The organism is Epibacterium sp. Ofav1-8 (genome assembly GCF_022348185.1).
In the GTDB taxonomy this organism is placed as follows: Bacteria; Pseudomonadota; Alphaproteobacteria; order Rhodobacterales; family Rhodobacteraceae; genus Epibacterium.
The window spans coordinates 17,330-41,593 of record NZ_JAKRFD010000010.1; the positions used below are offsets into that span (position 1 = coordinate 17,330).

At 63.1% G+C, this 24,264-nt stretch carries 23 protein-coding genes; 17 read left to right on the forward strand and 6 right to left on the reverse strand.

Features of this window, described 5'->3' with window-relative positions:
- Nucleotides 1-23: 23 nt before the first annotated feature.
- From MHM97_RS15835 to glmU, 3 genes are read right to left on the reverse strand one after another with little or no spacing between them, the layout of a single operon-like run.
- On the reverse strand, nucleotides 24-701 hold the full coding sequence (locus tag MHM97_RS15835) for a DNA alkylation repair protein (protein ID WP_239323335.1): 678 nt from the start codon (nucleotides 699-701) through the stop codon (nucleotides 24-26).
- The gene (gene glmS, locus MHM97_RS15840) at nucleotides 698-2,506 is read right to left on the reverse strand and encodes a glutamine--fructose-6-phosphate transaminase (isomerizing) (protein WP_239323336.1); all 1,809 of its coding nucleotides are present in this window, start codon (nucleotides 2,504-2,506) and stop codon (nucleotides 698-700) included. The genes MHM97_RS15835 and glmS overlap by 4 nt, the downstream gene beginning before the upstream one ends.
- A gap of 4 nt (nucleotides 2,507-2,510) precedes the next feature.
- Nucleotides 2,511-3,860, reverse strand: coding sequence for a bifunctional UDP-N-acetylglucosamine diphosphorylase/glucosamine-1-phosphate N-acetyltransferase GlmU (glmU, locus tag MHM97_RS15845; RefSeq protein ID WP_239323337.1), 1,350 nt, complete (start codon nucleotides 3,858-3,860; stop codon nucleotides 2,511-2,513).
- Nucleotides 3,861-3,993: 133 nt separating this feature from the next.
- Here glmU and MHM97_RS15850 point away from each other — a divergent pair, with 133 nt between their 5' ends.
- The gene (locus tag MHM97_RS15850; protein WP_239323338.1) at nucleotides 3,994-4,671 is read left to right on the forward strand and encodes an HAD-IA family hydrolase; all 678 of its coding nucleotides are present in this window, start codon (nucleotides 3,994-3,996) and stop codon (nucleotides 4,669-4,671) included.
- A gap of 20 nt (nucleotides 4,672-4,691) precedes the next feature.
- Here the strand turns inward: MHM97_RS15850 and MHM97_RS15855 are convergent, their stop codons facing one another.
- Both MHM97_RS15855 and MHM97_RS15860 read right to left on the reverse strand, forming a co-directional pair.
- Entirely contained in the window at nucleotides 4,692-5,153 is a 462-nt protein-coding gene (locus MHM97_RS15855; protein WP_239323339.1) for a hypothetical protein, read from the reverse strand.
- Between the two features lie 136 nt (nucleotides 5,154-5,289).
- Nucleotides 5,290-6,606, reverse strand: a complete 1,317-nt coding sequence (locus MHM97_RS15860) for an MmgE/PrpD family protein (RefSeq protein ID WP_239323340.1) — start codon at nucleotides 6,604-6,606, stop codon at nucleotides 5,290-5,292.
- Between the two features lie 158 nt (nucleotides 6,607-6,764).
- On the opposite strand from MHM97_RS15860, the gene MHM97_RS15865 reads away from it, so the two are divergent.
- The 4 genes from MHM97_RS15865 (at nucleotide 6,765) to MHM97_RS15880 (ending at nucleotide 10,331) form a co-directional block, all read left to right on the forward strand.
- A complete protein-coding gene (locus MHM97_RS15865; protein WP_239323341.1) occupies nucleotides 6,765-7,961 on the forward strand; it encodes a DegT/DnrJ/EryC1/StrS family aminotransferase in 1,197 nt (398 codons plus the stop codon).
- Nucleotides 7,962-8,273: 312 nt separating this feature from the next.
- Entirely contained in the window at nucleotides 8,274-9,437 is a 1,164-nt protein-coding gene (locus MHM97_RS15870) for an isovaleryl-CoA dehydrogenase (protein WP_239323342.1), read from the forward strand.
- Nucleotides 9,434-9,895 (forward strand): hypothetical protein, encoded by a 462-nt coding sequence (locus MHM97_RS15875; protein ID WP_239323343.1) that lies wholly within the window; start codon nucleotides 9,434-9,436, stop codon nucleotides 9,893-9,895. The genes MHM97_RS15870 and MHM97_RS15875 overlap by 4 nt, the downstream gene beginning before the upstream one ends.
- A gap of 91 nt (nucleotides 9,896-9,986) precedes the next feature.
- The gene (locus MHM97_RS15880) at nucleotides 9,987-10,331 is read left to right on the forward strand and encodes a hypothetical protein (protein ID WP_239323344.1); all 345 of its coding nucleotides are present in this window, start codon (nucleotides 9,987-9,989) and stop codon (nucleotides 10,329-10,331) included.
- A 144-nt stretch (nucleotides 10,332-10,475) separates the two neighbouring features.
- Here MHM97_RS15880 and MHM97_RS15885 read toward each other — a convergent pair whose 3' ends face one another.
- A complete protein-coding gene (locus MHM97_RS15885; protein WP_239323345.1) occupies nucleotides 10,476-11,078 on the reverse strand; it encodes an OmpW/AlkL family protein in 603 nt (200 codons plus the stop codon).
- A gap of 149 nt (nucleotides 11,079-11,227) precedes the next feature.
- On the opposite strand from MHM97_RS15885, the gene MHM97_RS15890 reads away from it, so the two are divergent.
- From MHM97_RS15890 to nuoF, 12 genes are all read left to right on the forward strand, one after another.
- Nucleotides 11,228-12,754, forward strand: a complete 1,527-nt coding sequence (locus MHM97_RS15890) for an AMP-binding protein (RefSeq protein ID WP_239323346.1) — start codon at nucleotides 11,228-11,230, stop codon at nucleotides 12,752-12,754.
- Between the two features lie 406 nt (nucleotides 12,755-13,160).
- Complete coding sequence (locus tag MHM97_RS15895) at nucleotides 13,161-14,765, forward strand: carboxyl transferase domain-containing protein (RefSeq protein WP_126137334.1); 1,605 nt, start codon at nucleotides 13,161-13,163, stop codon at nucleotides 14,763-14,765.
- Nucleotides 14,766-14,845: 80 nt separating this feature from the next.
- Nucleotides 14,846-16,783, forward strand: coding sequence for an acetyl-CoA carboxylase biotin carboxylase subunit (locus tag MHM97_RS15900; protein WP_239323347.1), 1,938 nt, complete (start codon nucleotides 14,846-14,848; stop codon nucleotides 16,781-16,783).
- Nucleotides 16,784-16,815: 32 nt separating this feature from the next.
- Entirely contained in the window at nucleotides 16,816-17,682 is an 867-nt protein-coding gene (locus MHM97_RS15905; protein WP_239323348.1) for a hydroxymethylglutaryl-CoA lyase, read from the forward strand.
- A 29-nt stretch (nucleotides 17,683-17,711) separates the two neighbouring features.
- Nucleotides 17,712-18,497, forward strand: a complete 786-nt coding sequence (locus MHM97_RS15910; RefSeq protein WP_239323349.1) for a crotonase/enoyl-CoA hydratase family protein — start codon at nucleotides 17,712-17,714, stop codon at nucleotides 18,495-18,497.
- 240 nt (nucleotides 18,498-18,737) lie between these two features.
- Nucleotides 18,738-19,103, forward strand: coding sequence for an NADH-quinone oxidoreductase subunit A (locus MHM97_RS15915; protein WP_005618552.1), 366 nt, complete (start codon nucleotides 18,738-18,740; stop codon nucleotides 19,101-19,103).
- The gene (locus MHM97_RS15920) at nucleotides 19,094-19,627 is read left to right on the forward strand and encodes a NuoB/complex I 20 kDa subunit family protein (RefSeq protein ID WP_239323350.1); all 534 of its coding nucleotides are present in this window, start codon (nucleotides 19,094-19,096) and stop codon (nucleotides 19,625-19,627) included. The genes MHM97_RS15915 and MHM97_RS15920 overlap by 10 nt, the downstream gene beginning before the upstream one ends.
- 15 nt (nucleotides 19,628-19,642) lie before the next feature.
- Complete coding sequence (locus MHM97_RS15925; RefSeq protein ID WP_239323351.1) at nucleotides 19,643-20,248, forward strand: NADH-quinone oxidoreductase subunit C; 606 nt, start codon at nucleotides 19,643-19,645, stop codon at nucleotides 20,246-20,248.
- Nucleotides 20,248-21,462: an NADH-quinone oxidoreductase subunit D gene (locus MHM97_RS15930; RefSeq protein WP_239323511.1), complete on the forward strand. Its 1,215-nt coding sequence runs from the start codon at nucleotides 20,248-20,250 to the stop codon at nucleotides 21,460-21,462. The genes MHM97_RS15925 and MHM97_RS15930 overlap by 1 nt, the downstream gene beginning before the upstream one ends.
- Nucleotides 21,462-22,676, forward strand: a complete 1,215-nt coding sequence (locus tag MHM97_RS15935; protein WP_239323352.1) for an NADH-quinone oxidoreductase subunit E — start codon at nucleotides 21,462-21,464, stop codon at nucleotides 22,674-22,676. Before MHM97_RS15930 ends, MHM97_RS15935 begins: the two co-directional genes overlap by 1 nt.
- A 52-nt stretch (nucleotides 22,677-22,728) precedes the next feature.
- Nucleotides 22,729-22,959 carry a DUF5337 domain-containing protein gene (locus MHM97_RS15940; RefSeq protein ID WP_065326950.1) on the forward strand — a complete coding sequence of 77 codons (231 nt, stop codon included), beginning with the start codon at nucleotides 22,729-22,731 and terminating at the stop codon, nucleotides 22,957-22,959.
- 6 nt (nucleotides 22,960-22,965) lie between these two features.
- Entirely contained in the window at nucleotides 22,966-24,264 is a 1,299-nt protein-coding gene (gene nuoF / locus MHM97_RS15945; RefSeq protein ID WP_239323353.1) for an NADH-quinone oxidoreductase subunit NuoF, read from the forward strand.

Below are 24,264 nucleotides of genomic sequence, written 5' to 3' on the forward strand. Positions count from 1 at the left end.
CTCTCGGGATCTGGCCCGCCGGATCAGGTCAGGTATTTTGCCGCTTCTTTACGGGCAAAGGCTTTCATCTGATCGCCATGTTCCGCCAGGAACGCGCGGGTGCGGTCCGCGTCATGTTTCGACAGATCCCGCAGCCACCAGCTGATCGCCTTCTGGATGAACCAGTCGCGGTCTTGCACATAGGTCGCCGCCCAGCCGAGGATGCGCGCGCGCGTGTCCAGATCCGCAGGTTTTGGATTGGCCAGCTTGGCCCAGGGCAGAGTGGAGACCAGCGCCGCACGGCGGCTCCACATATGGTCCGATGTGGTCCAGCCTTCCACCACATCCAGCCGCGCCGGATCAGCCTGCAAACGCTTGGAAATGGCCGAGGCCGCGTGGTCGGCAAACGCCCAACTGTCGAAATCGGGAACCCAGGTTTGCACAAGATCCCAGACCGCCGTGTCTGGCTTGATCCGGGCCTGCGTCAGCAACTTGGCCGCAAGAATGCGCGCTTCGAAAATGTCACTGGCCCAGAGGCCTGCGGCAAGTTCCACGCGCGCCTCAAGGTCCAGCTGCCCGCGCCAGTCACGCGACAGCGTGTTGAGCACCTCATTGCCGACACCCAGAACCGTGCGGCTCTGTTTGTGATAGGCGATCATCTGCTCTGCGCGCCCCGGTTCAACCTGCGCCCGGAGCGCGTCCAGCGCCGCGTCCGGCGTCATTCGACCGTCACCGATTTGGCGAGGTTGCGCGGCTGGTCCACATCCGTGCCTTTGGCAATCGCGGTGAAATAGGCGATCTGCTGTGCCGGAATGGCATAGAGGATCGGCGCCAGCGCATCGGGCACCTGCGGCATGGTGATGACCTCAGCGGTGCCGTCAGAGGCTTCACGCGCGCCATCGGCATCGGTCACCAGCACCACGCGCCCGCCGCGTGCCATCACCTCCTGCATGTTGGAGATGGTCTTTTCAAACAGTGCATCGCGCGGCGCCATCACGATCACCGGGACACTGTCATCAATCAATGCGATGGGCCCGTGTTTCAGCTCGCCCGAGGCATAGCCTTCGGCGTGGATATAGCTCAGCTCCTTGAGCTTCAGCGCGCCCTCCAGCGCCAGCGGATAAAGCTGACCGCGACCAAGGAAGATAATATCGCGTGCCCCCGCCAGATCGCGCGAGACGGTGGCAATCTGCGCCTCAGACGCCAGCGACTGATGGATCAGACCGGGCAGGGCGCGCAGGTCGGCGGGCATGCCTCCGGGCAGGGGCAGACCGCGATCCTGCGCCGCCTTGAGCGCCAGCATCAACAGCACCGTCAACTGGCAGGTGAAGGCTTTGGTCGAGGCCACGGAGATTTCTGGGCCTGCGTAAATCGGCATCACCACATCGCTTTCCCGTGCGATGGAGCTTTCGGGCACATTTACCAGCCCGGCGATGACATCCGCCTTGCCCACCATGTAACGCAGCGCGGCAAGCGTGTCGGCGGTCTCGCCAGACTGCGAGACAAACAGCGCCAGCGTGCCGGGGCTGACGGGCGGTTCGCGGTAGCGAAACTCGGAGGCCACATCGATCTCGACCGGCAGGCGCGCGATGGTTTCCAGCCAGTATTTCGCCACCATACAGGCATAATAGGCCGTACCGCAGGCGACCAGAGACAGGCGCTCTATCTTGCTGAAATCCAGCCCCTCTGGCATCTGGATCTCGCCACTGTCGCTCAGATAGGCCTTCAGCGCCTTATCAACTGCAACCGGCTGTTCGGCGATTTCCTTGGCCATGAAGTGCTTGTGGCCATCCTTGTCGACGCGGGCGTTTTCCAGCTTGATCTGGCGCATTTCGCGGTTGGCGAGGTTGCCCTTGGCGTCCCAGATCTCAAGGCTCTGGCGGGTCAGGACCGCAAAATCGCCTTCTTCGAGATAGGTGATCTGATCCGTCAGCGGGGCCAGCGCAATCGCATCCGAACCCACATACATTTCGCCCTCACCATGGCCCACAGCCAGCGGCGAGCCCTTGCGCGCGGCGACCATCAGATCCTCTTGACCGTCAAACAGGAAGGCCAGCGCAAAAGCGCCATCCAGACGCGCCACGGTCTTGCGCGCGGCCTCCGTGGCAGAGGTGCCGTCACGCATGTAGAATTCACACAAGAGCGCCACGGTCTCGGTATCGGTTTCGGTGACAAAGCGGATTCCATGACCGGCAAGCTCGTCGCGCAAGTCCTTGAAGTTCTCGATGATGCCGTTGTGAACCACCGCCACGCAGCCTGCCTGATGCGGATGCGCGTTGGACACGGTCGGCGCGCCATGGGTGGCCCAGCGGGTGTGGCCGATGCCGGATTTCCCACGCAGCGGATCATGCACCAGAGCATCCGAGAGGTTCACCAGCTTGCCCACCGCGCGGCGACGGTCCAGCCGCCCGTCATTGACCGTGGCAATGCCGGCGCTGTCATAGCCGCGATACTCCAGCCGTTTCAGCGCTTCGACCAGAATGGGCGAAACCTCGTGGTTGCCGAGTACTCCAACAATGCCGCACATGGGATTATCCTTTGTTTTGGCGGGATTTTTTTGCGCGCAGCATGTCCATCAGCTTGCGCGCGCGGCCGGGTTTGTTTGTCTGCTGGGCGCGTGCAATGGCAAGATCCCCGTCATCGACGTCCTTGGTGACGATGGTGCCGGTTGCGGTCATCGCCTCATTGCCGACCTTCACCGGGGCCACCAGACAGGTGTTGGAGCCGATAAAGGCCCGCGCGCCGATCTCCGTGCGGTGCTTCATCACGCCATCATAGTTGCAGGTGATGGTGCCTGCGCCAATATTTGTCGCCTCGCCCACAGAGGCATCGCCGATGTAGCTCAGGTGGTTGACCTTCGCACCCGCGGCAATCTCGGCGTTTTTGATCTCAACGAAGTTGCCCACATGGGTGTCCTCGGCCAGTTCCGCACCGGGGCGCAGGCGGGCGTAGGGGCCGATCTTGGCGCCACGCGACACATGACAGCCCTCAAGATGCGAAAACGCCCGGATCAATGCGCCGCTCTCGACGGTGACGCCGGGACCAAAGACCACATTGGGTTCGATCACGCTGTCGCGCCCCACGATGGTGTCAAACGCCAGATAGACGGTCTCCGGTGCCATCAGCGTGACGCCGAGGTCCCACAGCTCCGCCCGTGTGCGGGCCTGAAAGACCGCATCCGCGGTGGCCAGATCGGCACGGGAATTGATGCCGAGCGTCTCGTCCTCGGGGCAGGCCACAGCCGTCACCGCAAGCCCGTCCGCACGGGCCAGCTCCACCAGATCGGTCAGGTAATATTCGCCAGAGGCATTGTCATTGCCGACCTTATCTAGCAGGCGGAACATCACGTCCGCATCGCAGGCCATCAGGCCCGAATTGCAAAAGGTGATCGCACGCTCGGCCTCGCTTGCGTCCTTGAACTCGACAATCTTCTCAAGGCTTTCGCCGTCCATGATCAACCGGCCATAACGTGCGGGATCCACCGCCTCAAAGCCAAGGATCACCAGATCAGCGCGGCTGCGGGCGGCAATCATGCGCTCCAGCGTGTCTGCCGACACAAACGGCGTGTCGCCATACAGCACCACCACATCGCCCTGAAACCCCGCGAGCGCCGCACGGGCCTGAAGGACGGCGTGACCGGTGCCGAGTTGTTCTTCTTGCAGAACCACCGTGGCATCCGGGTCGATCTCGATGGTGGCGGCGCGCACCATGTCAGCCTCATGACCTGCCACGACCACCGTGCGATCCGGGTCGAGCGCACGCCCAGCGCGCATGGCATGTTCCAGCATCGGGGCCTGGGCGATCGGGTGCAGGACCTTGGGCAGGTCGGAATTCATCCTGGTGCCTTTGCCTGCGGCGAGGATGACGAGGGCGGTGCTCATGGGGTCTTTCCCTTTGGGGTCTTGTTGCCCCCGTTTTATCCGCTAACAGTGGGCGTGCAAGGTGCTGGGCCATAAACTTCGGTTGCGACTTGCAATATGTGACGGCGAAATCGCGCCGAAAAAGGAGATTTTGATGCGGACGGTGATCTTTGACCTCGATGGCACCCTGGCCGATACCTCTGTCGATTTGCTGGCGGCGGCCAATCACTGCTTTGGGGTTATGGGGTTGGGCGACATGCTGACCCACCCCGAGGACGCCAAGATTGCCCTGCGTGGTGGCAAGCGGATGCTGACCGAGGGGCTGACCCGTGCGGGCCAGTTCAAGGATGCCACGGTGGAAGAATACTATCCCGTGCTGCTGGAGGCCTACCGCGATGGTATCGACACCCATACGGTGATGTATCCCGGCGCGATGAACGCGGTGGAGGCGCTGAAAGCGGCGGGCTACGGCGTCGGAATCTGCACCAACAAGCCCGAGGCGCTCGCCGAGGATCTGATGCAGCGTCTTGGCGTGCGCGATGCCTTTGCCTCCCTTGTCGGGGCAGACACCTTGCCGGTGCGCAAACCGGACCCCGCACCGCTGTTCGAGGCCGCGCGCCGGGCCGGGGGCGCACCTGAGATGTGCGTGCTGATCGGGGACAGCGACACAGACCGGGAGACCTCGAGGAACGCCGGGGTGCCCTCGGTGCTGGTGACATTTGGTCCGGCCGGGCCGGACATGGCGGCGCTCAACCCCGAGGCGCTGCTGGATGATTATGCCGATCTGCCCGCCGTCGTGTCCCGGCTGATCGGGCGCAATGCGGCGGCCTGATCCGGACGCCCGGCGGCGGGCTAGGGCGTCATCACATCCTTGCGCGCAAAGCTGGCGTCTGCGGTGGTCAGATCGTCATAGATCAGGCGCACCTTGACCGATTGCACCGAACCACCGGCGAAGCTGCGGAACGGGTCGCCATCACCGCTCTTGATCGCGCCGGGGGATCCTTCGTCCGCGTGACAGTCGGGCATCGGCCAGACCTCGAACGGGCCATCGTTGATCGCCACGTCGATCCGCGCCAGCCCGCAGCGCCAGGCCCACAGATGGGTGACATAGACCAAATCCTGCCCCTCGAACTCCCGCACCGCGATCCAGTTCGCCTGGGTGGCCTGAAGCACCGGCTTGACCTCGGTTGCGGTCAGGAAGCGGCCGGTGATCTCTTGCGGTTCGGCCTCCAGTCCGGAGAGATCCTGCGCCAAGGCGGCTGTCCCGGCCAAGGCAAACAGAGCGGTGCTGAAAATCGTCAAAACGGAACCCATCGGGCATGTCCCTTTTCGTCGCTGTTGCGTCCTGTGTCCTGGGGCGGCTTCTATGCTCGCACCCGGCCTCTTTGGTGCACCATTGCAGCGGGAAAGAAAAGTCGAAGTGCAGCCTGCGAGTACCCGACGCCAGCGATCAAGGGGCGGAGAGCAGAATCTGCCACAGGCGCTCCAGCGGGCCGTGTTCCAGCGTGTCGATGATCTGCGCCAGCTCGGTTGCGCTGTGCTGCCCCAGCACCGGATCAGCCAGCGCGTGGAATTTGGCGTGAAGCTCGGCGGCTGTCGGCGGGGCGGTGTGGTCCCAGCGCGGCTCCATCCGGGGGCTGCGCAGGCGGGTCCCATCCAAAAGCACCACCTCCACCGTGGCGAAGCGGCGCAGCGGGAAGGCGGCATTGGCGGCGTCGCTTTCCTGCATGATCAGGGCGCGCGACAGGCGCAGGACCTCCGGATCGTGCAGGGCGTCCCCGACAAGATGCTCCGGGCGGACATCCCCATGCACCAGCGCCACCGCGCAAGGAAAGGAGGTCGAATACTGCGCCGCCTCCGTGGAGGTTGGCGTGTCTGTGGCGAGGCGCAGGCTTTCATGAAAGGTGGTGACCTCGATCCGCCGGACCTGATCCGCTGTCAGCCCATGAGTGCGGCGCAGATGCAGCACGGCTTCGATCGGGGCCTGCGCCCAGCGACACACCGGGTAGGGTTTGTAATACTGCTCCAGCGCGTACCAGCGCTGGCCGAGGTCGGCCCAGTAGGCGGGGGCCTCTTCGACCGTGAGCGCCGGGGCGCCGGTAAACCCCGCCGCTGCCAGCATCACCGCCGATGCGCCGCACATGGCGCCCCAGCCGGCGCCATCCTTGACCATCGTGGGGTGGTCGATACAGCGCATCATCTGGCTGCGCGGGCCGTGATATTCGGCAATGCCGAGGGCGTGGCGCGTGGTTGCCGGGGGCAGACCCGCCAGCTCTGCCGCCACAAGCGCGCCGGTGACCGCCCCCCAGCTGCCCGATGTGTGGTAGTCCGGGGTTGTTGCATGCTGGGCCATGGCGGCGCGGGCGCCAAACTCATAGCCCGCCACCAGCGCCCGCAAAAGCGCAGCCCCATCGGCCTCATGTGCGTGGGCAAAGGCCAGGGCCACCGGCATCATCGGTGCCGCGATATGACCCTTGGCCGGGTTGAAGCCATCGTGCCCATCCAGCGCGTCGATGGTCATGCCAGTGGCGAGCGCCCAGCCCGGCAGCGACACAGGGCGGCCGTCGAACAGTATCGGCATCGCGCCCGGCATCGCGGTCGCGGCAAAATCGCGTGAGAGGTGACTGGCCCGCAACGCCAGCCCGCCCACCGCAATGCCGAGCGTATCCAGCAGCGACAATTTGACCTGCCGCTGCACCGCGGGCGGGATAGCATCGAGGGTCAGGTTCTGAACCCAGGCGAGAGGCGCGGAGGTGTTCTGTGGCATGAGACCAGTCTGCGCCCTCTGGGCGGGGCGCACTGTTCGCTCCGCGACATATTCCTGCCTGTTCCGGACGTGGGGACGCGCGCGGCTCTTGATGTCCGGGCCTGGCCGGTGGGGTGACGCTCTTGACCTTGCACCTGCGGCGGCGCATGACTTTGCCCATGACAGAGCGTTTCACAGGCAATTTCACCCAGCAGGAACCCCTTCCGGATGCGGCCATCGCGGCGGCGCTGGAGGTGATGCAGCATGGGCGTATCCACCGATATAACCTCGCGGGCGACGAAGCGGGCGAAGTGGCGCTGCTGGAGCAGGAGTTTGCCGCGCAGATGGGGGCCAAATACTGCCTAGCGGTGGCTTCGGGCGGCTATGCTCTGGCGACGGCACTGCGGGCGCTGGGGGTGGGGCACGGGGACAAGGTGCTGACCAATGCCTTTACACTGGCGCCGGTGCCGGGGGCCATTGCGTCGGTGGGGGCAGAGCCAGTGTTTGTCGGCGTGACCGAGGCGCTGACCATCGATCTTGAGGACCTTGAGGCCAAACTGAGCGCCGCCAAGGTCCTGATGCTGAGCCATATGCGCGGCCATTTGTGCGACATGGACCGTCTCATGCAGATCTGCGATGGCGCGGGTGTGACGGTGGTCGAGGATTGCGCCCACACGATGGGGGCGGCCTGGAACGGCGTGCCCTCTGGGCGGCACGGGCGGATCGGTTGTTATTCCTGCCAGACCTACAAACATGTGAATTCCGGCGAGGGTGGCCTGCTGGTCACCGACGATGAGGAGGTTGCTGCGCGCGCGATCATGTTGTCGGGATCCTACATGCTCTATTCCCGCCACCTGGCCGCGCCTGCGCCCGAGGTGTTTGAGCGCGTCAAATACGAGACGCCGAATATTTCAGGTCGTATGGACAACCTGCGCGCCGCCATTCTGCGGCCGCAACTGCGCGATCTCGACACTCAGGTGGCGCGCTGGAACGACCGCTATCGCAGGTTGGAGGCAGGTTTGCGCGACACGCCGGGTCTGACGGTGGTCGAGCGGCCCGAGGCGGAAACCTATGTGGGCTCCTCGATCCAGTTCCTGCTGCTGGACTGGTCCGCCGAGGCCGTTCAGGCGGTGCTGTCTCGGTGTGCGGCGCGTGGGGTCGAGCTGAAATGGTTCGGTGGGGCGGAGCCGGTGGCGTTTACGTCGCGCTATGACAGCTGGCGCTACGCACCGGCACAACGCCTGCCCGAGAGCGACCGCATCCTTGCCGGTATCATCGACATGCGGGTGCCGCTTACCTTCAGCCTGGAGGATTGCGATCTGATTGCCCGCATTATCCGCGCCGAGGTCAGTGCCGTCTGGCAGACGAGCGGTTGAAGCGCCGGACGGTCACATTTCTGATTAAACAGGACCTTAGCGGTGTCGCCCTCCTGACGGAGCGCGACGCAGGTGAGGTTTTGCGCTTTGCTGTGCAAATCGCGGTAGGGCGCGCCCGCACCTGGGGTGCGGGCGCGCCCGGCCCAACTGGACCGGATGCATGTCTCATGCAGAGGGGACGGGCGGGAGCCCCCCTGGGGGACTGCGCGCATCACTGGACTTGACGAATGGGATCCTATTTGCCAATAAATGAACAAGTGTTCAGATAATCAGAGTGACTCGAACGCGACTGGCTCGGGAGGAGACGCGCAAATGTTCAACGCAAGCATGACATTCGATCTAGGCGAGGACGTGAACGCCCTGCGCGACATGGTGCACCGCTGGGCGCAAGAGCGCGTCAAGCCGATGGCGCAGGAGATCGACCAGAAGAATGAATTCCCCGCCGACCTCTGGAAAGAGATGGGCGAGCTGGGCCTTCTGGGGATCACCGTGGATGAGGAATATGGCGGCGCGGGCATGTCCTATCTGGCGCATACCGTCGCGGTTGAGGAAATCGCGCGGGCCTCGGCCTCGGTATCGCTGTCCTACGGCGCGCATTCCAACCTCTGCGTCAACCAGATCAAGCTCAACGGCAACGCCGCGCAAAAGGCAAAATACCTGCCGCGTCTGATTACCGGCGAACATGTGGGCGCGCTGGCAATGTCCGAGGCCGGGGCGGGTTCCGACGTGGTGTCGATGTCGCTGCGCGCCGAAAAGCGCAACGACCGCTATGTTCTGAACGGCAACAAATACTGGATCACCAACGGCCCCGACGCCGACACGCTGGTGGTCTATGCCAAGACCGATCCCGAAGCAGGCTCCAAAGGCATCACCGCCTTCCTGATCGAGAAGGAATTCAAGGGATTCTCCACCTCCAAACATTTCGACAAGCTCGGAATGCGTGGGTCGAACACCGCCGAGCTGGTGTTCGAAGACGTCGAAGTGCCGTTCGAAAACGTGCTCGGCGAGGAGGGCAAGGGCGTGCGCGTTCTGATGTCCGGTCTGGATTACGAACGCGTGGTGCTGGCAGGCATCGGCACCGGGATCATGGCGTCGTGCATGGATGAGATGATGCCCTATATGGCCGAACGCAAACAGTTCGGCCAACCGATCGGGAACTTCCAGCTGATGCAGGGCAAAATCGCCGATATGTACACCGCGATGAACACCGCACGCGCCTATGTCTATGAGGTCGCAAAGGCCTGCGACAAGGGCACGGTGACCCGTCAGGATGCGGCTGCCTGCTGTCTCTATGCCTCCGAGGTGGCGATGACGCAGGCGCATCAGGCGGTGCAGGCCTTTGGCGGTGCGGGCTATCTGAGCGACAACCCGGTGGGTCGGATCTTCCGCGATGCCAAGCTGATGGAAATCGGTGCGGGCACATCGGAAATCCGGCGCATGCTGATCGGGCGCGAACTGATGGAGTCGATGGCGTGAAAGGCTGGTCGGTCTGGATGATGCTACTGCTGTCGGGACCAGCGCTGGCCGCGCCGGACGCAGCGGCGCTGACCGAGTTCGAAACCTGTGTGGCAGAGACGTTTGTGAGCGAGCAGAACAATCCATTTGCGGGACTGGGTGTTCCGGTAATCTGTGGAGAGCGACATATCCCAATCGAGCAAAGTTGTTCGCTACTGAAGCGACTTGCCAGCCCGGTAGACTGTCTTGATGCGGATCACGCCTACTGGAAGGCTGAGTTCGAGGCGATATTGACGACCGAAGGTGTAGAAGAGCTTGCGGGGCCGTCGCTGTTCCGGTCCGGTAGGAAAAGGTGCGCAGAGTTATCTGAGGAAGGCGTCGCACTGCGCAGTTGTGAGACGGAGGTCTATTGGAGAGAGGTAGTCGTCATCTGGGCCATGCCAGTGATCGAACGGGTCGTGGCTCAAGGAGGCGATTGATGTCACTTCGCAAGTTTTTCGTGCCGTTGATGGTGCTGACTTGTTGCGTTTCGGTGCTGATCGGGCGCGAACTGATGTCGCATATGAGCTGATGCGGATCGCCTACTGGATCCCGATTGCGGTGCTGGCGGTGGTGCTGGCCGGGATCGGGTTTCGCTATGGCATCATGCGGCAAGGCATCACCGAGTCCGATGTGATCACGCTTTATGCGCAACAATACCTTGCCGATCACGCGGGCTCCGGTGGGGCCGGGATAGCGCGGATCAGCGACTGCGCGGCGCGACCGGCCGAGGGTATCTGGGCCTGGCTGGTGATTACATGCCGCCCGGAGGGATCCGCGTCTGATGCGGGTTTTCGCTACACGGTCAACTGGTTGGGCGGGCTGATCGACGTGATGCGGCCGGGGCAGACACCTCCAGCCACGCCGCAGGCCTGACGGCGCATTGGACAGAGCCGGACAGCGTTGAGCAAAGCGCCAGACGGGTCCGAAGCGGGTACGAAAAAAGGCGCCGCTGGCAGGCGACGCCACTTGGATCGAAAATCGCCGGGCGGGCCGCGCCCACCCGGCAACTGGAAGGGATCAGAAGCGGTGCACGTAAGAGACACCCACAGTGATCGGATCAATCTCGGCGGTGCCGATGGAGGCGCCGTTCAGCTTGGCGTCGGCGTCGATATCCATGTAGCGCACGTTCAGACGCAGCGCGCCCTGCTCGGAGATCTTCCAGTCCGCGCCCACGGTCGCGGCGAGACCAAAGCTGTTGTCCAGATCCAGACGCCCCAGCGGGGTCTCTTCGGAGAAGAAGGTGGTGTAGTTCACACCCAGCCCTACAAAGGGCGTGATCTTGCCGTTGGTGGGGATGTGATAGACCATCGACAGGGTCGGCGGCAGGTGCTTGGTGGAGCCGACGTTGCTGCCGCCAAGCGCGATGTCATGTTCGAACGGCGACGCCGCCAGCAACTCGATGCCGAGGTTGTCGCGGATGAAATACTCCGCCGTGAGCGACAGTTGGGTGTCGTCGTCAATCGTGGCTGCAGCACCGGCGAGGGTGCCATTGTCGGATTTGGGATTCACGTTGATGATCCCGACACCAAAGGTCCAGTCGCCCTGCGATTGGGCCATGGCAGGGGCGGCGAGGCTCGACGCGGCAACGCCCAGTGCGAGGGCGGAAACCAGAGTTTTCATGGGGGTAATCCCTTCTTCAATCAGTACGCCGCGACAGTGCCACGTCCGGCGCGCGACATCTCTGATCCAGATCAAATTGACCCTGCCTTTCCCTTTGGAAAGACTGGGAAAAACCGCATATCAGCTATGCGCTACGTGCAGGGTTAATCATGACCGAGAAACGCATCATTCCGGGGCTGACAGAGGCCGGCGATTGGGACATTCCTGAGCGGCTCAATATGGCCGCACAGGCGATGGATCACGCGGCCGATAGTCTGGCGATTATCGACCTTACCTCCGGGACGCGTCGTGATGTGAGCCATGGGGATCTGGCCGTGATGGTCGATGGTCTGGCGCGCGCATTGCTGCAGCGTGTCGTCCCCGGTGATCGGGTTGGCGTGCTCCTGTCCCAGTCGCCGTGGTGTGCGGCGGCGCATCTGGCGATCTGGAAAATCGGCGCCATTTCCGTGCCGCTCTTTAAACTGTTCCAGCACGATGCGCTCGCCAACCGGGTGGAGGATGCAGGTGCAAAATATGTGCTGACCGACCGGGAGGGCGCGGCGCAGCTTGGCGATCTGGCCGAGCCGCTGATCGCCGCAGAGATTGGCGTCGAGGGCGATCCGGTGCCCTTTGCCGACACGGGATCCGAGGACCCGGCGGTCATCATCTACACCTCCGGCACCACCGGCAAACCCAAGGGAGCCTTGCACGGGCACCGGATGCTGACAGGGCATCTACCGGGCGTGTCTATCAGTCACGACCATCTGGGCCAGCCCGGCGATTGTCTTTGGACGCCTGCGGATTGGGCGTGGATCGGCGGGCTGTTTGATGTCGCCATGCCGGGCCTTGCGCTGGGCGTGCCGGTGGTGGCCGCGCGATTGGATAAGTTCACGCCGGACACCTGCGCCGAGGTGATCCGCTTGGGCGAGGTGCGCAACGTCTTCTTTCCGCCCACCGCCCTGCGCATGCTGAAAGCGGCGGGGCAGGGGCTTCGGGCCTTGCGCTCTGTGGCCTCCGGCGGAGAGCCCCTTGGCGCGGAGATGCTCGCTTGGGGCCAGCGTCATCTGGGCGTCACCATCAATGAATTCTACGGCCAGACCGAATGCAATATGACGGTGTCCTCCTGTGGCGCGGACTTTCCCGTGCGCCCCGGCTGCATCGGCAAACCGGTGCCGGGGCATGTGGTCGAGGTGATCGACGCAGACGGCCAGCCCACCCGCGAGGAAGGCGATGTGGCGGTGCGCCGTGGTTCTGGGTCTATGATGCTGGAATACTGGAACCGCCCCGACGCCACCGCCGAGAAGTTTCACGGCGACTGGCTGGTGACCGGGGATCGCGGCATCTGGGAGGCGGGCTATCTGCGCTTTGTGGGCCGCGAGGATGACGTGATCACCTCTGCCGGTTACCGCATCGGCCCCTCCGAGATCGAGGATTGCCTGATGACCCACCCGGCCGTTGCCACCGTCGGTGTGGTCGGCAAGCCCGACGCCCTGCGCACCGAGATCGTCAAGGCCTATGTGGTGCTGAAGCCAGACCACGCCCCGAGCGAAAAAGAGCTGCAAGACTACGTCAAAGAGCGCCTTGCCAGCTATTCCTATCCCCGCGAGATCGCCTTTCTGGAGGCCCTGCCGATGACGGTCACGGGCAAGGTGATCCGTAAGGAACTCAAGGCGCGGGCTGCGGGGGAGGGGAAGTGATGAGGGCAAGGAGTCGCAGTTTGAGTGACCAGCACGTCGCTTGGGCGTCTCGCCTGTTTTGTCATACTTGTCCAACATGCGGCGGAGCGGTGCCGCTTTCGCATCTCACGGGGCGCGGGCGCGGCTGGCCGCAGATTGCCGAGTGCCGAAGTTGTGGACGACATTGGCGGGTCGCGCTGAGCTTTCGAGCATACCTTTGGCGGTTTATATCGCGCGCAATACCACTGGTATTTCTTTCTCTTTTTGTGACAAGCGCCGCGCTCCACTTCGCCTTTCCTGAATTGTCGTATCTGGCGCAAAACGGTCAGACCAAGCTGCGTTTCGTGGCTTTCCCATTCCTGGTTTTTGCCGCTTTCGCGTCCGTACTATTTTTCTCACGTCGTCTCCCTTTGGAAGAGGAACCGAAATGAAACTCCAATCCAAGGCAATGCCTTCCTCCGAGGGCTTCAAGCAAAACACCAAGGCGCACCTGGAGGCCCTGGCCGAGATCAGCGAGGCCGCCGAGGCCGCGCGCTTGGGCGGGGGAGAGAAATCCCGCGCCCGTCATGAAAGCCGTGGCAAGATGCTGCCGCGCCGCCGGGTGGCGAACCTGCTTGATCCCGGCTCGCCCTTTTTGGAGGTCGGCGCGACGGCGGCTCATGGCATGTATGATGGCGCAGCCCCGGCGGCAGGCGTGATCGCAGGCATCGGGCGTGTCCACGGTCAGGAGGTCATGGTGGTCTGCAACGACGCCACCGTGAAGGGCGGCACCTATTTCCCGATGACGGTGAAAAAACACCTGCGCGCCCAGGAGATTGCCGAGGAAAACAACCTCCCCTGCGTCTATTTGGTGGACAGTGGTGGCGCCAACCTGCCGCAGCAGGATGAGGTCTTTCCCGACCGCGACCACTTTGGCCGCATCTTCTACAATCAGGCGCGGATGTCCGCGAAGGGCATTCCGCAGATCGCCGTGGTCATGGGGTCCTGTACCGCAGGGGGGGCTTATGTGCCGGCAATGTCCGACGTCACCATCATCGTCAAGGAGCAGGGCACCATCTTCCTTGCAGGCCCGCCGCTGGTGAAGGCCGCCACGGGCGAGGTCGTCTCGGCCGAGGATCTGGGCGGAGGGGATGTGCACACGCGGCTTTCGGGCGTGGCGGATTACCTCGCTGAGGATGACGCCCATGCGCTGGCTTTGGCACGGCGCGCGGTCAGCCATCTCAATCGCACCAAACCCCAAGGTGTGAATTGGCAGAGCCCGGAAGAGCCCGCCTATGACCCTGAGGAAATCCTTGGCGTGGTGCCGGGCGATCTGCGCACGCCCTATGACATCCGCGAGGTGATCGCGCGTCTCGTTGATGGTTCGCGCTTTGATGAGTTCAAACCTCGCTTTGGCGAAACGCTGGTCACCGGCTTTGCCCACCTCAAGGGCTGCCCCATCGGCATCATTGCCAACAATGGCGTGCTCTTTTCAGAAGCTGCACAAAAGGGCGCGCATTTTGTGGAACTCTGCAGCCAGCGCAAGATCCCGCTGGTCTTCCTGCAAAACATCACCGGCTTCATGGTGGGGCGGAAATACGAAAATGAGGGCATCGCCCGCCATGGGGCCAAGATGGTGACGGCGGTGGCCTCCACCAATGTGCCCAAGATCACCATGCTGGTCGGCGGCTCCTTTGGTGCGGGCAACTACGGCATGGCAGGGCGCGCCTATAGCCCCCGGTTCCTCTGGACCTGGCCCAATTCGCGCATCTCCGTGATGGGCGGTGAGCAGGCGGCGGGCGTGCTGGCCACCGTCAAACGCGATGCGATCGAGCGCCAGGGCGGCACATGGTCCGCCGAAGAAGAAGCGCAGTTCAAACAGCCCACCATCGACATGTTCGCCGAACAAAGCCACCCGCTCTATGCCTCGGCAAGGCTTTGGGATGACGGCATTATCGACCCACGCAAGAGCCGCGATGTGCTGTCACTGTCGCTCAGCGCCGCCCTCAACGCCCCCATCGAGGACACACGCTTTGGCGTGTTCCGTATGTAACCTCTTCTAACCTCAAATATCCCGGGGGTCCGGGGGCAGAGCCCCCGGCCGCGACGGTCCCTCAAAAGGAGCACCGCAAGATGTTCAACAAGATCCTGATTGCCAACCGTGGCGAAATTGCATGCCGGGTGATGGAAACCGCCCGTCGTCTGGGTGTACGCACCGTCGCCGTCTACTCCGATGCCGACCGAGACGCCAAACATGTGGCGCTTGCGGATGAGGCTGTCCATATCGGTCATGGACCTGCCCCGGCGGATAGCTACCTGCTGCAGGACGAGATCCTCGCCGCCGCCAAGGCCACCGGTGCGCAGGGCATACATCCGGGCTATGGGTTTCTGTCGGAAAACCCCGATTTCGTGGAAAAGGTCGAGGCAGCAGGTCTCGCCTTCATCGGTCCCTCTGCCAGTGCGATCCGCAAGATGGGCCTCAAGGACGCGGCCAAGGCGCTGATGGAAGAGGCGGGCGTGCCCGTTGTTCCCGGCTATCACGGCGACACTCAGGACGCGGGCTTCCTCGCCGAACAGGCCGAGAGCATCGGCTACCCGGTCCTGATCAAGGCGGTCGCGGGCGGCGGTGGAAAGGGCATGCGGCTGGTTGAGGATCCCAAGGATTTCAACGATGCGCTGGCCTCGGCGCAGGGCGAAGCCACCACATCCTTTGGCAACCCGGCGGTGCTGATTGAAAAATACATCCAGAAACCGCGCCATATCGAGGTGCAGGTCTTTGGCGACGGCACATCGGCGGTGCATCTGTTTGAACGCGACTGTTCGCTGCAGCGCCGCCACCAAAAGGTGATCGAAGAAGCCCCGGCCCCCGGCATGACCGAAGAGATGCGCGCCGCCATGGGGCAAGCCGCCGTGCGCGCGGCCGAGGCGATCGGCTATGCGGGCGCGGGCACGGTCGAGTTCATTGTGGACGGCTCGGACGGGCTGCGTGCGGACGGGTTCTGGTTCATGGAGATGAACACCCGTTTACAGGTGGAGCATCCGGTCACCGAACTCATCACCGGCGTCGATCTGGTGGAATGGCAGCTGCGCGTCGCCTCTGGCGAAGGGTTGCCCCTGCAGCAGGACGACCTCACCATCAGCGGCTACGCCTTTGAGGCACGGCTTTATGCCGAGGACGTGCCCAAGGGCTTTTTGCCCGCCACCGGCACGCTCTCGCATCTGGCCTTCCCCGAAGGTGTGCGCGCCGACAGCGGGGTGCGGGCAGGGGACACCATCAGCCCGTGGTATGATCCGATGATCTCCAAGGTGATCGTACATGGCCCCTCCCGCGCCGCCGCGCTGCGTCAGTTGGATGACGCGCTGGCGCGGACTGAGGTTGCCGGAACCGTGACAAACCTTGCTTTCCTCGGCGCGCTGACCCGTCACGCCGGCTTCGCCGCGGGCGACGTGGACACGGGCCTGATCGCACGTGATCTCGACACACTCGCGGCGGCACCGGTCGCCAAGCCCGAGCATAAGGCCGCCGCTGCAATGGCTGCGCTTGATCTGATCGAGGCGCGCCCTGACATGGGCTTTACGCTATGGGCCGACCTGCACCGCTCCGTCACGCTGGAGTGGCAGGGCGAGCGGTTTGAGGCCACCGTCGAGGTCAACGGCCCCGACCGTCAGGACTGGACGATCGAGGGCGCGCATATCGCCGTGAACCGCATGGCCTCGGGCTGGGTGATTGGCAGCATGCCCTTGCCGCCCCTGTCGATCTGCGGCGACATGATCACGGTGTTTGATCACTACGGGCTGAGCTTTACGGTGATCGACCCGCTGGAGCGCGCCGCAGGCGCCGCCGGGGATGGCAACCTGATCGAAGCCCCGATGCCGGGCCTGGTCAAGGCGGTCTTTGCCGAGGCGGGCGCCACCGTCAAGGAAGGCGACCGGCTCGCCGTCCTTGAGGCCATGAAAATGGAACACTCTTTGCTGGCCGCCCGGGACGGCGTGGTTGCAGAAGTTCTTGCGCAAGCCGGCGATCAGGTGGAGGCTGGAGCAGCGCTGGTCCGGCTGGAGGAAGACGCCTGAGCCGCGCACATGAACCGGGAGGAGCAAAACCCATGAAAGACCGCGTCGAGATCTTTGAGGTGGGCCCACGCGACGGGCTGCAAAACGAAAAGCGCGACATCCCCGTCGCCGACAAGGTGGCGCTGGTGGATTGCCTCAGCCGCGCGGGCTTTTCCCGGATCGAGGTGGCGAGTTTCGTGTCTGCGAAATGGGTGCCGCAGATGGCCGGTAGCGCCGAGGTGCTGGCCGGGATCACCAAGGCCAAAGGCGTGCGCTATGCGGCGCTCACCCCGAATATGCGGGGATATGAGGACGCGCTGGCTGCGCGCGCCGATGAAATCGCCATCTTTGCCTCCGCATCCGAGGGGTTTTCACAGGCCAATATCAATGCCTCGATTGCCGAGAGTATCGAACGCTTTGCCCCTATTCTGGAGGCCGCGCGCCATATCGACCTGCCCGTGCGGGGTTATGTTTCCTGCGTGACCGACTGCCCCTATGATGGCGCTGTCGCCCCCGACAAAGTGGCCGAGGTCGCGGATCGGCTGTTCTCGATGGGCTGCTATGAGATCTCGCTGGGCGACACCATCGGCAAGGCGACACCCGACAAGATCGCCAAGATGCTGATTGCGGTCAAAGACGCCGTGCCAGTGACGCGGCTTGCCGGGCATTACCACGACACCGCAGGCCGGGCCGTGGACAATATCGACGCCTCGCTGGCGCTGGGCGTGCGGGTGTTTGATGCCGCCGTGGGCGGGCTTGGCGGCTGTCCCTATGCGCCGGGTGCGGCGGGCAATGTCGCCACTGAGGTCGTGCACGAACACCTGACCCGGCTGGGCTATGACACCGGGCTGGATGGCGATGTCCTGCAGGAGGCCGCCGCCATGGCGCGCGCTCTGCGTCCCGTTGCCGCCGATGCCTGATACTTCATCACAATAAGGACCCTTTGGCCATGTATGACACGCTAACGCTCACGCGCGATGATCGCGGCGTGGCGACCCTGACGCTCAACCGTCCCGAAAAGCACAACGCCATGTCGGGGCAGATGCTGCAGGAATTGCAGGATGCAGCGCGCGCGCTGGCGGCGGACCGAAGCGTGCGTGTGGTGGTCCTGACCGGCGCGGGTAAAAGCTTCTGCGCTGGGGGCGATCTGGCGTGGATGCAGGCGCAGATGGATGCGGATGCCGAGACCCGCGCCCGCGAGGCGCGGGTGCTGGCGGACATGCTGAACCTTCTGAACACCTTGCCGCAGCCCTTGATCGGGCGGCTACAGGGCAACGCGTTTGGCGGTGGCGTGGGCATGGCCTCGGTCTGTGATGTGGCCATCGGCGTCGAAAGCCTCAAGATGGGCCTCACCGAGACCCGCCTTGGCCTGATCCCCGCCACCATCGGCCCCTATGTCATCGCCCGCATGGGCGAGGCGCGCGCGCGGCGCGTGTTCATGTCGGCGCGGCTCTTTGACGCGTCGGAAGCGGTGGAGCTGGGGCTTCTGGCCCGGGTGGTTCCAGCCGACTCACTCGACGCCGCGGTCGAGGCAGAAGTGGTGCCATACCTTGATTGTGCGCCGGGCGCGGTCGCTGACGCCAAGGCACTGGCGCGCGCCCTGGGCCCGCAGATCGATAAATCCGTGATTGATTTTACCATTTCGGCCCTTGTGGACCGCTGGGAAAGCCCCGAGGCCGTGGATGGGATCAACGCGTTTTTTGAAAAACGCGCCCCCGCCTGGCGTAGCAAATAAGGGGTTTCCCGCCGCTTTGGCCGGGCCGGTCTGCACCAACTTGCCGCGCGCTAAATTCCGACTAAAACCATCAGTTTTTAAGGCGTTGTTGCGTGTCTGCCGGTCTGGTCGAGAAAGCTTTTCACATTAACTTCCCCTTGGTTGACGGTGTAGGGGGACGGGAGTAGTAACGGCCCAAGTCAACACGCCAATTGACGGTGCACGAGCAGATCTTGCCGTGTGCGCGGAAAGGAGCCACTCGTGGAAGAGATGTTGCGGGAATACCTGCCCATTCTGGTGTTTTTGGCCGTCGCCATCGGCCTTGGTCTCGTGCTTATTCTTGCTGCCGTTGTTGTTGCGGTGCGCAATCCCGACCCGGAAAAAGTCAGCGCCTATGAGTGCGGTTTCAACGCATTCGATGACGCCCGCATGAAATTCGACGTGCGCTTTTATCTGGTCTCGATCCTGTTTATCATCTTCGATCTGGAGATTGCCTTCCTGTTTCCCTGGGCCGTCGGCTTTAAGGACATCAGCGATACCGGTTTCTGGTCCATGATGGTGTTCCTGGGCGTGCTGACGATCGGCTTTGCCTACGAATGGAAGAAGGGGGCATTGGAATGGGAGTGACAGCTGGCGCGAACACCGCGGGTGTCGACAAGGAAATGGTCACCCAGGCCCTCAATGCGGAATTGCAGGACAAGGGGTTTCTGCTGACCTCGGCCGAGGACATCATCAACTGGGCGCGCACCGGATCGCTGCACTGGATGACCTTTGGTCTGGCCTGCTGCGCGGTTGAGATGATGCATACCTCCATGCCGCGCTACGATGCCGAACGCTTTGGCATCGCACCGCGTGCCTCCCCGCGTCAATCGGACGTTATGATTGTTGCGGGCACCCTCACCAACAAGATGGCCCCGGCGCTGCGCAAGGTCTACGATCAGATGCCAGAACCGCGCTATGTGATCTCGATGGGGTCCTGCGCCAATGGCGGTGGCTATTACCACTACAGCTATTCCGTCGTGCGCGGTTGTGACCGGATCGTGCCGGTCGACATCTACGTGCCCGGCTGCCCGCCCACCGCAGAGGCGCTGCTTTATGGGCTGATGCAACTGCAGCGCAAGATCCGCCGCACCGGCACCCTTGTGCGCTAAGGGCAGGAGACACAGATGATTGAAGCATTGCAAGACCTTGGCCATCAGATCGAAGCCAAGCGCCCCGAGTGCGTGTTGTCCTGGGACATCGCGCATGGCGAGCTGAATATCGACGTGAAACCGGCCAATATCGCAGGTCTTGTGGAGTTCCTGCGCGTGGACAGCGCCTGCCGGTTCTCCACCCTGGTTGACATCACCGCCGTGGATTACCCCGAGCGCACCAAGCGCTTTGACGTGGTGTATCACCTGCTGTCGATGTACCAGAACCACCGCATCCGCTTGCGGGTTGCGGTGCGCGAAGAGGACATGGTGCCCTCCATCGTGGATGTGCACCCCTCCGCCAACTGGTTCGAGCGCGAAGTCTTTGACATGTTGGGCATCCTGTTTACAGGCCACCCGGACCTGCGCCGCCTGCTGACCGATTACGGCTTTCGCGGCCACCCGCTGCGCAAGGATTTCCCGACCACCGGCTACACCGAAGTGCGCTATGACGAGGCGCAGAAGCGCGTGGTCTACGAGCCGGTGAAACTGGTTCAGGAATACCGCCAGTTTGACTTCATGAGCCCATGGGAGGGTGCCGACTACATCCTGCCCGGTGACGAGAAAGAGGGGGCGAAATGATGGACGGCTCCAAAGGTTTCGACGACGCCCAGACGGGCGAGCAGAAGATCCGTAACTTCAACATCAACTTCGGCCCGCAACACCCGGCGGCCCACGGCGTTTTGCGTCTGGTGCTGGAACTGGACGGCGAGATCGTGGAACGCTGCGATCCGCATATCGGCCTCTTGCACCGCGGCACCGAAAAGCTGATGGAGAGCCGCACCTACCTGCAGAACCTGCCGTATTTCGACCGCCTCGATTATGTGGCGCCGATGAACCAGGAGCATGCATGGTGCCTGGCGATCGAGAAACTCACCGGGGTTGAGGTGCCGCGCCGCGCGCAGCTCATTCGGGTGCTCTATTCGGAAATCGGCCGCATTCTCAATCACTTGCTGAACGTCACCACGCAGGCGATGGACGTGGGCGCGCTGACGCCGCCGCTCTGGGGTTTTGAAGAACGCGAAAAGCTGATGATCTTCTACGAGCGGGCGTGTGGTGCACGTCTGCACGCGGCCTACTTCCGCCCCGGTGGTGTGCATCAGGACCTGCCGGATGAATTGCTCGACGATATCGAGGAATGGGCGATCGAATTCCCCGCCGTGATGGACGACATCGACGGGCTTCTGACCGAGAACCGCATCTTCAAGCAGCGCAACTGCGACATCGGCGTCGTCACCGAGGAGGAGATCCAGCAATACGGATTCTCCGGCGTCATGGTGCGTGGCTCCGGCTTGGCCTGGGATTTGCGCCGTGCGCAGCCCTATGAATGCTATGACGAGTTCGACTTTCAGATCCCGGTGGGCAAGAACGGCGACTGCTACGACCGCTACCTTGTCCGGATGGAAGAGATGCGCCAGTCGCTGTCGATCATCCGTCAGGCGATCCACAAGCTGCGCGAGGCCACCGGCGACGTGATGGCGCGCGGCAAAATCAGCCCGCCCAAGCGCACCGACATGAAAACCTCGATGGAGAGCCTGATCCACCACTTCAAGCTCTATACCGAAGGCTTCCACGTCCCCGAGGGCGAGGTCTACGCCGCGGTCGAGGCGCCCAAGGGCGAATTCGGGGTCTATCTGGTGGCGGATGGCACCAACAAACCCTACCGCGCCAAGCTGCGCGCGCCGGGCTTCCTGCATTTGCAGGCGATGGACCACGTTGCCAAGGGCCACCAGCTCGCCGACGTCGCGGCCATCATCGGCACCATGGACATCGTTTTTGGAGAGATTGACCGCTAATGCTCCGTCGTCTGCATTCCGAACAACCCGATAGTTTTGCCTTCACCCCGGCCAACCAGGCCTGGGCAGAGGCGCAAATGACCAAATACCCCGAAGGCCGTCAGGCCTCGGCGGTGATCCCGATCCTGTGGCGCGCGCAGGAACAGGAAGGCTGGGTCACCAAACCGGCGATCGAATATGTCGCCGACATGCTCGGCATGGCCTATATCCGCGTGCTGGAGGTGGCCTCCTTCTACTTCATGTTCCAGCTGCAACCCACCGGCTCTGTTGCGCATATTCAGGTCTGCGGCACCACCTCCTGCATGATCTGCGGGGCGGAGGATCTGATTGCGGTCTGCAAGGACAAGATCGCGCCCAAGCCGCATACCGTGTCCGAGGATGGCAAGTTTTCCTGGGAAGAGGTGGAATGCCTCGGGTCCTGCACCAACGCGCCGATGGCGCAGATCGGTAAAGACTACTACGAGGATCTGACCGCCGCGAGCTTTACCAAGCTGATCGACGATCTGGCCGCCGGCAAGGACGTGGTGCCGGGCCCGCAAAATGGCCGTTACGCGGCAGAGCCGAAATCCGGTCTCACCTCGCTCAAGGACTATGAGGCGGACAAACCGCAGTACAACGCGTCTGCCGAACTCGCGACCGAGCTTGGCGACGGTGTGAAGCGCATTCAGGGCGATGAAGTACCGCTGCTGACCCCTTGGGTCGGCAAAGATGGTGTGGTTGCGGGGCGTGCTGCGGCAGAGCCAACTCCGGAAGCACCGGAGCGTCCGAAACCCGCCGCCAAGCAGGCGGAAGCGGCCAAGGCAGAGACGCCCTCCAAGCCCCCGGCCAAGAAATCCGACGCCGCCACCCCGGCACAGCCCGAGGCCGCCGCCGCAAAGGTGACAGAGCCCAAGGCGGATGCGGCAGATGCGGTCGAGGAAAAAGAGCCCGAGACGCTGACCGCGGCGCGCGAGGGCGGGGCGGACGACCTCAAACTCCTCAAAGGGGTTGGGCCGAAGCTTGAACAGACCCTGAATGAGCTGGGCTTTTTCCACTTCGACCAGATCGCCAAATGGACCGAGGCCGAGGTGGCTTGGGTGGATGCGCGCCTGAAGTTCAAGGGCCGCATCGAACGTGACGGCTGGATCGAACAATCCAAGAAACTGGCAGCGGGTGAAGAGACCGAGTTTGCCAAATCGGCCAAGACAGACGGCCGCTACAAAGACAAATCATAATCGCAGATCGCGGCCATGGGCCGTGCGCTGTGGTCAAGGATGACTGGACCCGATGACGAAGGACGAACAGGATAAGGCCATTGCTGCCAAGGGGCGGCACATCTCGCTGGTGATCGCCGGCACGATGGTGGCCTGGCTGATCCTGTCGCTTCTCATTGGTCCCGCGATCGGCCTGCCGGGCCGCTATGCGCTGCTGTTCGATTTCGCCGCTCTGGCGGCGATGATCTATGCGGGCGTCAACATCATTCAACTCTGGCGCATGCGTCAGAACAGTCAAAGGTAGGCACACATGCTGAAGGATCAGGACCGGATCTTTACCAACCTTTACGGGATGCACGAACGCACGTTGGCGGGCGCACAAAAGCGTGGCCATTGGGACGGTACGGCGGGCCTCATTGAAAAGGGGCGCGACTGGATCATCCAGACCATGAAGGATTCCGGCCTGCGCGGGCGCGGCGGTGCGGGCTTCCCCACTGGCCTTAAATGGTCCTTCATGCCCAAGGAAAGCGACGGGCGTCCGGCCTATCTGGTGATCAACGCCGATGAGTCCGAGCCCGGCACCTGCAAAGACCGCGAAATCATGCGTCACGATCCGCATACGCTGATCGAGGGCGCTCTGATCGCATCCTTCGCGATGAACGCACACACCTGCTACATCTACCTGCGCGGCGAATATATCCGCGAGCGCGAGGCGCTGCAGGCAGCCATCGACGAATGCTACGACAAGGGGCTTCTGGGCAAAGACGCTGCAGGATCCGGCTGGGATTTCGACGTCTTCCTGCACCACGGGGCAGGGGCCTACATCTGCGGCGAGGAAACCGCCCTGATCGAGAGCCTTGAGGGCAAAAAAGGCATGCCGCGCATGAAGCCGCCGTTCCCGGCGGGCGCGGGGCTTTATGGCTGCCCGACCACGGTGAACAATGTGGAATCCATCGCCGTGGTACCGACCATCCTGCGGCGCGGGGCGGAGTGGTTTGCGGGCTTTGGCCGTCAGAACAACGCGGGCACCAAGCTCTTTGCGATCTCCGGCCACGTCAACAACCCCTGCGTCGTCGAGGAAGCGATGAGCATTTCCTTCGAGGAACTCATCGACAAACACTGCGGCGGCATTCGCGGCGGCTGGGACAACCTTCTGGCGGTGATCCCCGGCGGTTCTTCCGTGCCCTGTGTGCGCGGCGAGAAGATGCGCGACGCAATCATGGATTTTGATTACCTGCGCGGCGAGCTGGGTTCTGGCCTTGGCACCGCGGCGGTGATCGTGATGGACAAACAGACCGACATCGTAAAGGCGATCTGGCGTCTGTCCAAATTCTACAAACACGAGAGCTGCGGCCAGTGTACCCCGTGCCGTGAGGGTACCGGCTGGATGATGCGCGTCATGGATCGTCTGGTCCGGGGCGAAGCGGAACTCGAAGAAATTGACATGCTCTGGGATGTCACGAAACAAGTTGAAGGCCACACCATCTGTGCATTGGGTGATGCAGCTGCCTGGCCCATTCAGGGTCTCATTCGCAACTTCCGCGAAGAAATCGAAGACCGCATCAAGGCTCAGAAAACGGGTCGCGTCGGCGTGATGGCAGCGGAATAA

What these genes read in the sequence shown, in the direction of transcription:
- nuoF (WP_239323353.1), top strand. Translation starts at nt 22,966, where the DNA reads ATGCTGAAGGATCAGGACCGGATCTTTACCAACCTTTACGGGATGCAC.
- MHM97_RS15895 (WP_126137334.1), top strand. Translation starts at nt 13,161, where the DNA reads ATGAAACTCCAATCCAAGGCAATGCCTTCCTCCGAGGGCTTCAAGCAA.
- MHM97_RS15900 (WP_239323347.1), top strand. Translation starts at nt 14,846, where the DNA reads ATGTTCAACAAGATCCTGATTGCCAACCGTGGCGAAATTGCATGCCGG.
- MHM97_RS15890 (WP_239323346.1), top strand. Translation starts at nt 11,228, where the DNA reads ATGACCGAGAAACGCATCATTCCGGGGCTGACAGAGGCCGGCGATTGG.
- MHM97_RS15910 (WP_239323349.1), top strand. Translation starts at nt 17,712, where the DNA reads ATGTATGACACGCTAACGCTCACGCGCGATGATCGCGGCGTGGCGACC.
- MHM97_RS15860 (WP_239323340.1), bottom strand. Translation starts at nt 6,606, where the DNA reads ATGCCACAGAACACCTCCGCGCCTCTCGCCTGGGTTCAGAACCTGACC.
- MHM97_RS15865 (WP_239323341.1), top strand. Translation starts at nt 6,765, where the DNA reads ATGACAGAGCGTTTCACAGGCAATTTCACCCAGCAGGAACCCCTTCCG.
- MHM97_RS15935 (WP_239323352.1), top strand. Translation starts at nt 21,462, where the DNA reads ATGCTCCGTCGTCTGCATTCCGAACAACCCGATAGTTTTGCCTTCACC.
- MHM97_RS15940 (WP_065326950.1), top strand. Translation starts at nt 22,729, where the DNA reads ATGACGAAGGACGAACAGGATAAGGCCATTGCTGCCAAGGGGCGGCAC.
- MHM97_RS15885 (WP_239323345.1), bottom strand. Translation starts at nt 11,078, where the DNA reads ATGAAAACTCTGGTTTCCGCCCTCGCACTGGGCGTTGCCGCGTCGAGC.
- MHM97_RS15880 (WP_239323344.1), top strand. Translation starts at nt 9,987, where the DNA reads ATGCGGATCGCCTACTGGATCCCGATTGCGGTGCTGGCGGTGGTGCTG.
- glmU (WP_239323337.1), bottom strand. Translation starts at nt 3,860, where the DNA reads ATGAGCACCGCCCTCGTCATCCTCGCCGCAGGCAAAGGCACCAGGATG.
- MHM97_RS15850 (WP_239323338.1), top strand. Translation starts at nt 3,994, where the DNA reads ATGCGGACGGTGATCTTTGACCTCGATGGCACCCTGGCCGATACCTCT.
- MHM97_RS15870 (WP_239323342.1), top strand. Translation starts at nt 8,274, where the DNA reads ATGTTCAACGCAAGCATGACATTCGATCTAGGCGAGGACGTGAACGCC.
- MHM97_RS15930 (WP_239323511.1), top strand. Translation starts at nt 20,248, where the DNA reads ATGGACGGCTCCAAAGGTTTCGACGACGCCCAGACGGGCGAGCAGAAG.
- MHM97_RS15835 (WP_239323335.1), bottom strand. Translation starts at nt 701, where the DNA reads ATGACGCCGGACGCGGCGCTGGACGCGCTCCGGGCGCAGGTTGAACCG.
- MHM97_RS15855 (WP_239323339.1), bottom strand. Translation starts at nt 5,153, where the DNA reads ATGGGTTCCGTTTTGACGATTTTCAGCACCGCTCTGTTTGCCTTGGCC.
- glmS (WP_239323336.1), bottom strand. Translation starts at nt 2,506, where the DNA reads ATGTGCGGCATTGTTGGAGTACTCGGCAACCACGAGGTTTCGCCCATT.
- MHM97_RS15905 (WP_239323348.1), top strand. Translation starts at nt 16,816, where the DNA reads ATGAAAGACCGCGTCGAGATCTTTGAGGTGGGCCCACGCGACGGGCTG.
- MHM97_RS15920 (WP_239323350.1), top strand. Translation starts at nt 19,094, where the DNA reads ATGGGAGTGACAGCTGGCGCGAACACCGCGGGTGTCGACAAGGAAATG.
- MHM97_RS15925 (WP_239323351.1), top strand. Translation starts at nt 19,643, where the DNA reads ATGATTGAAGCATTGCAAGACCTTGGCCATCAGATCGAAGCCAAGCGC.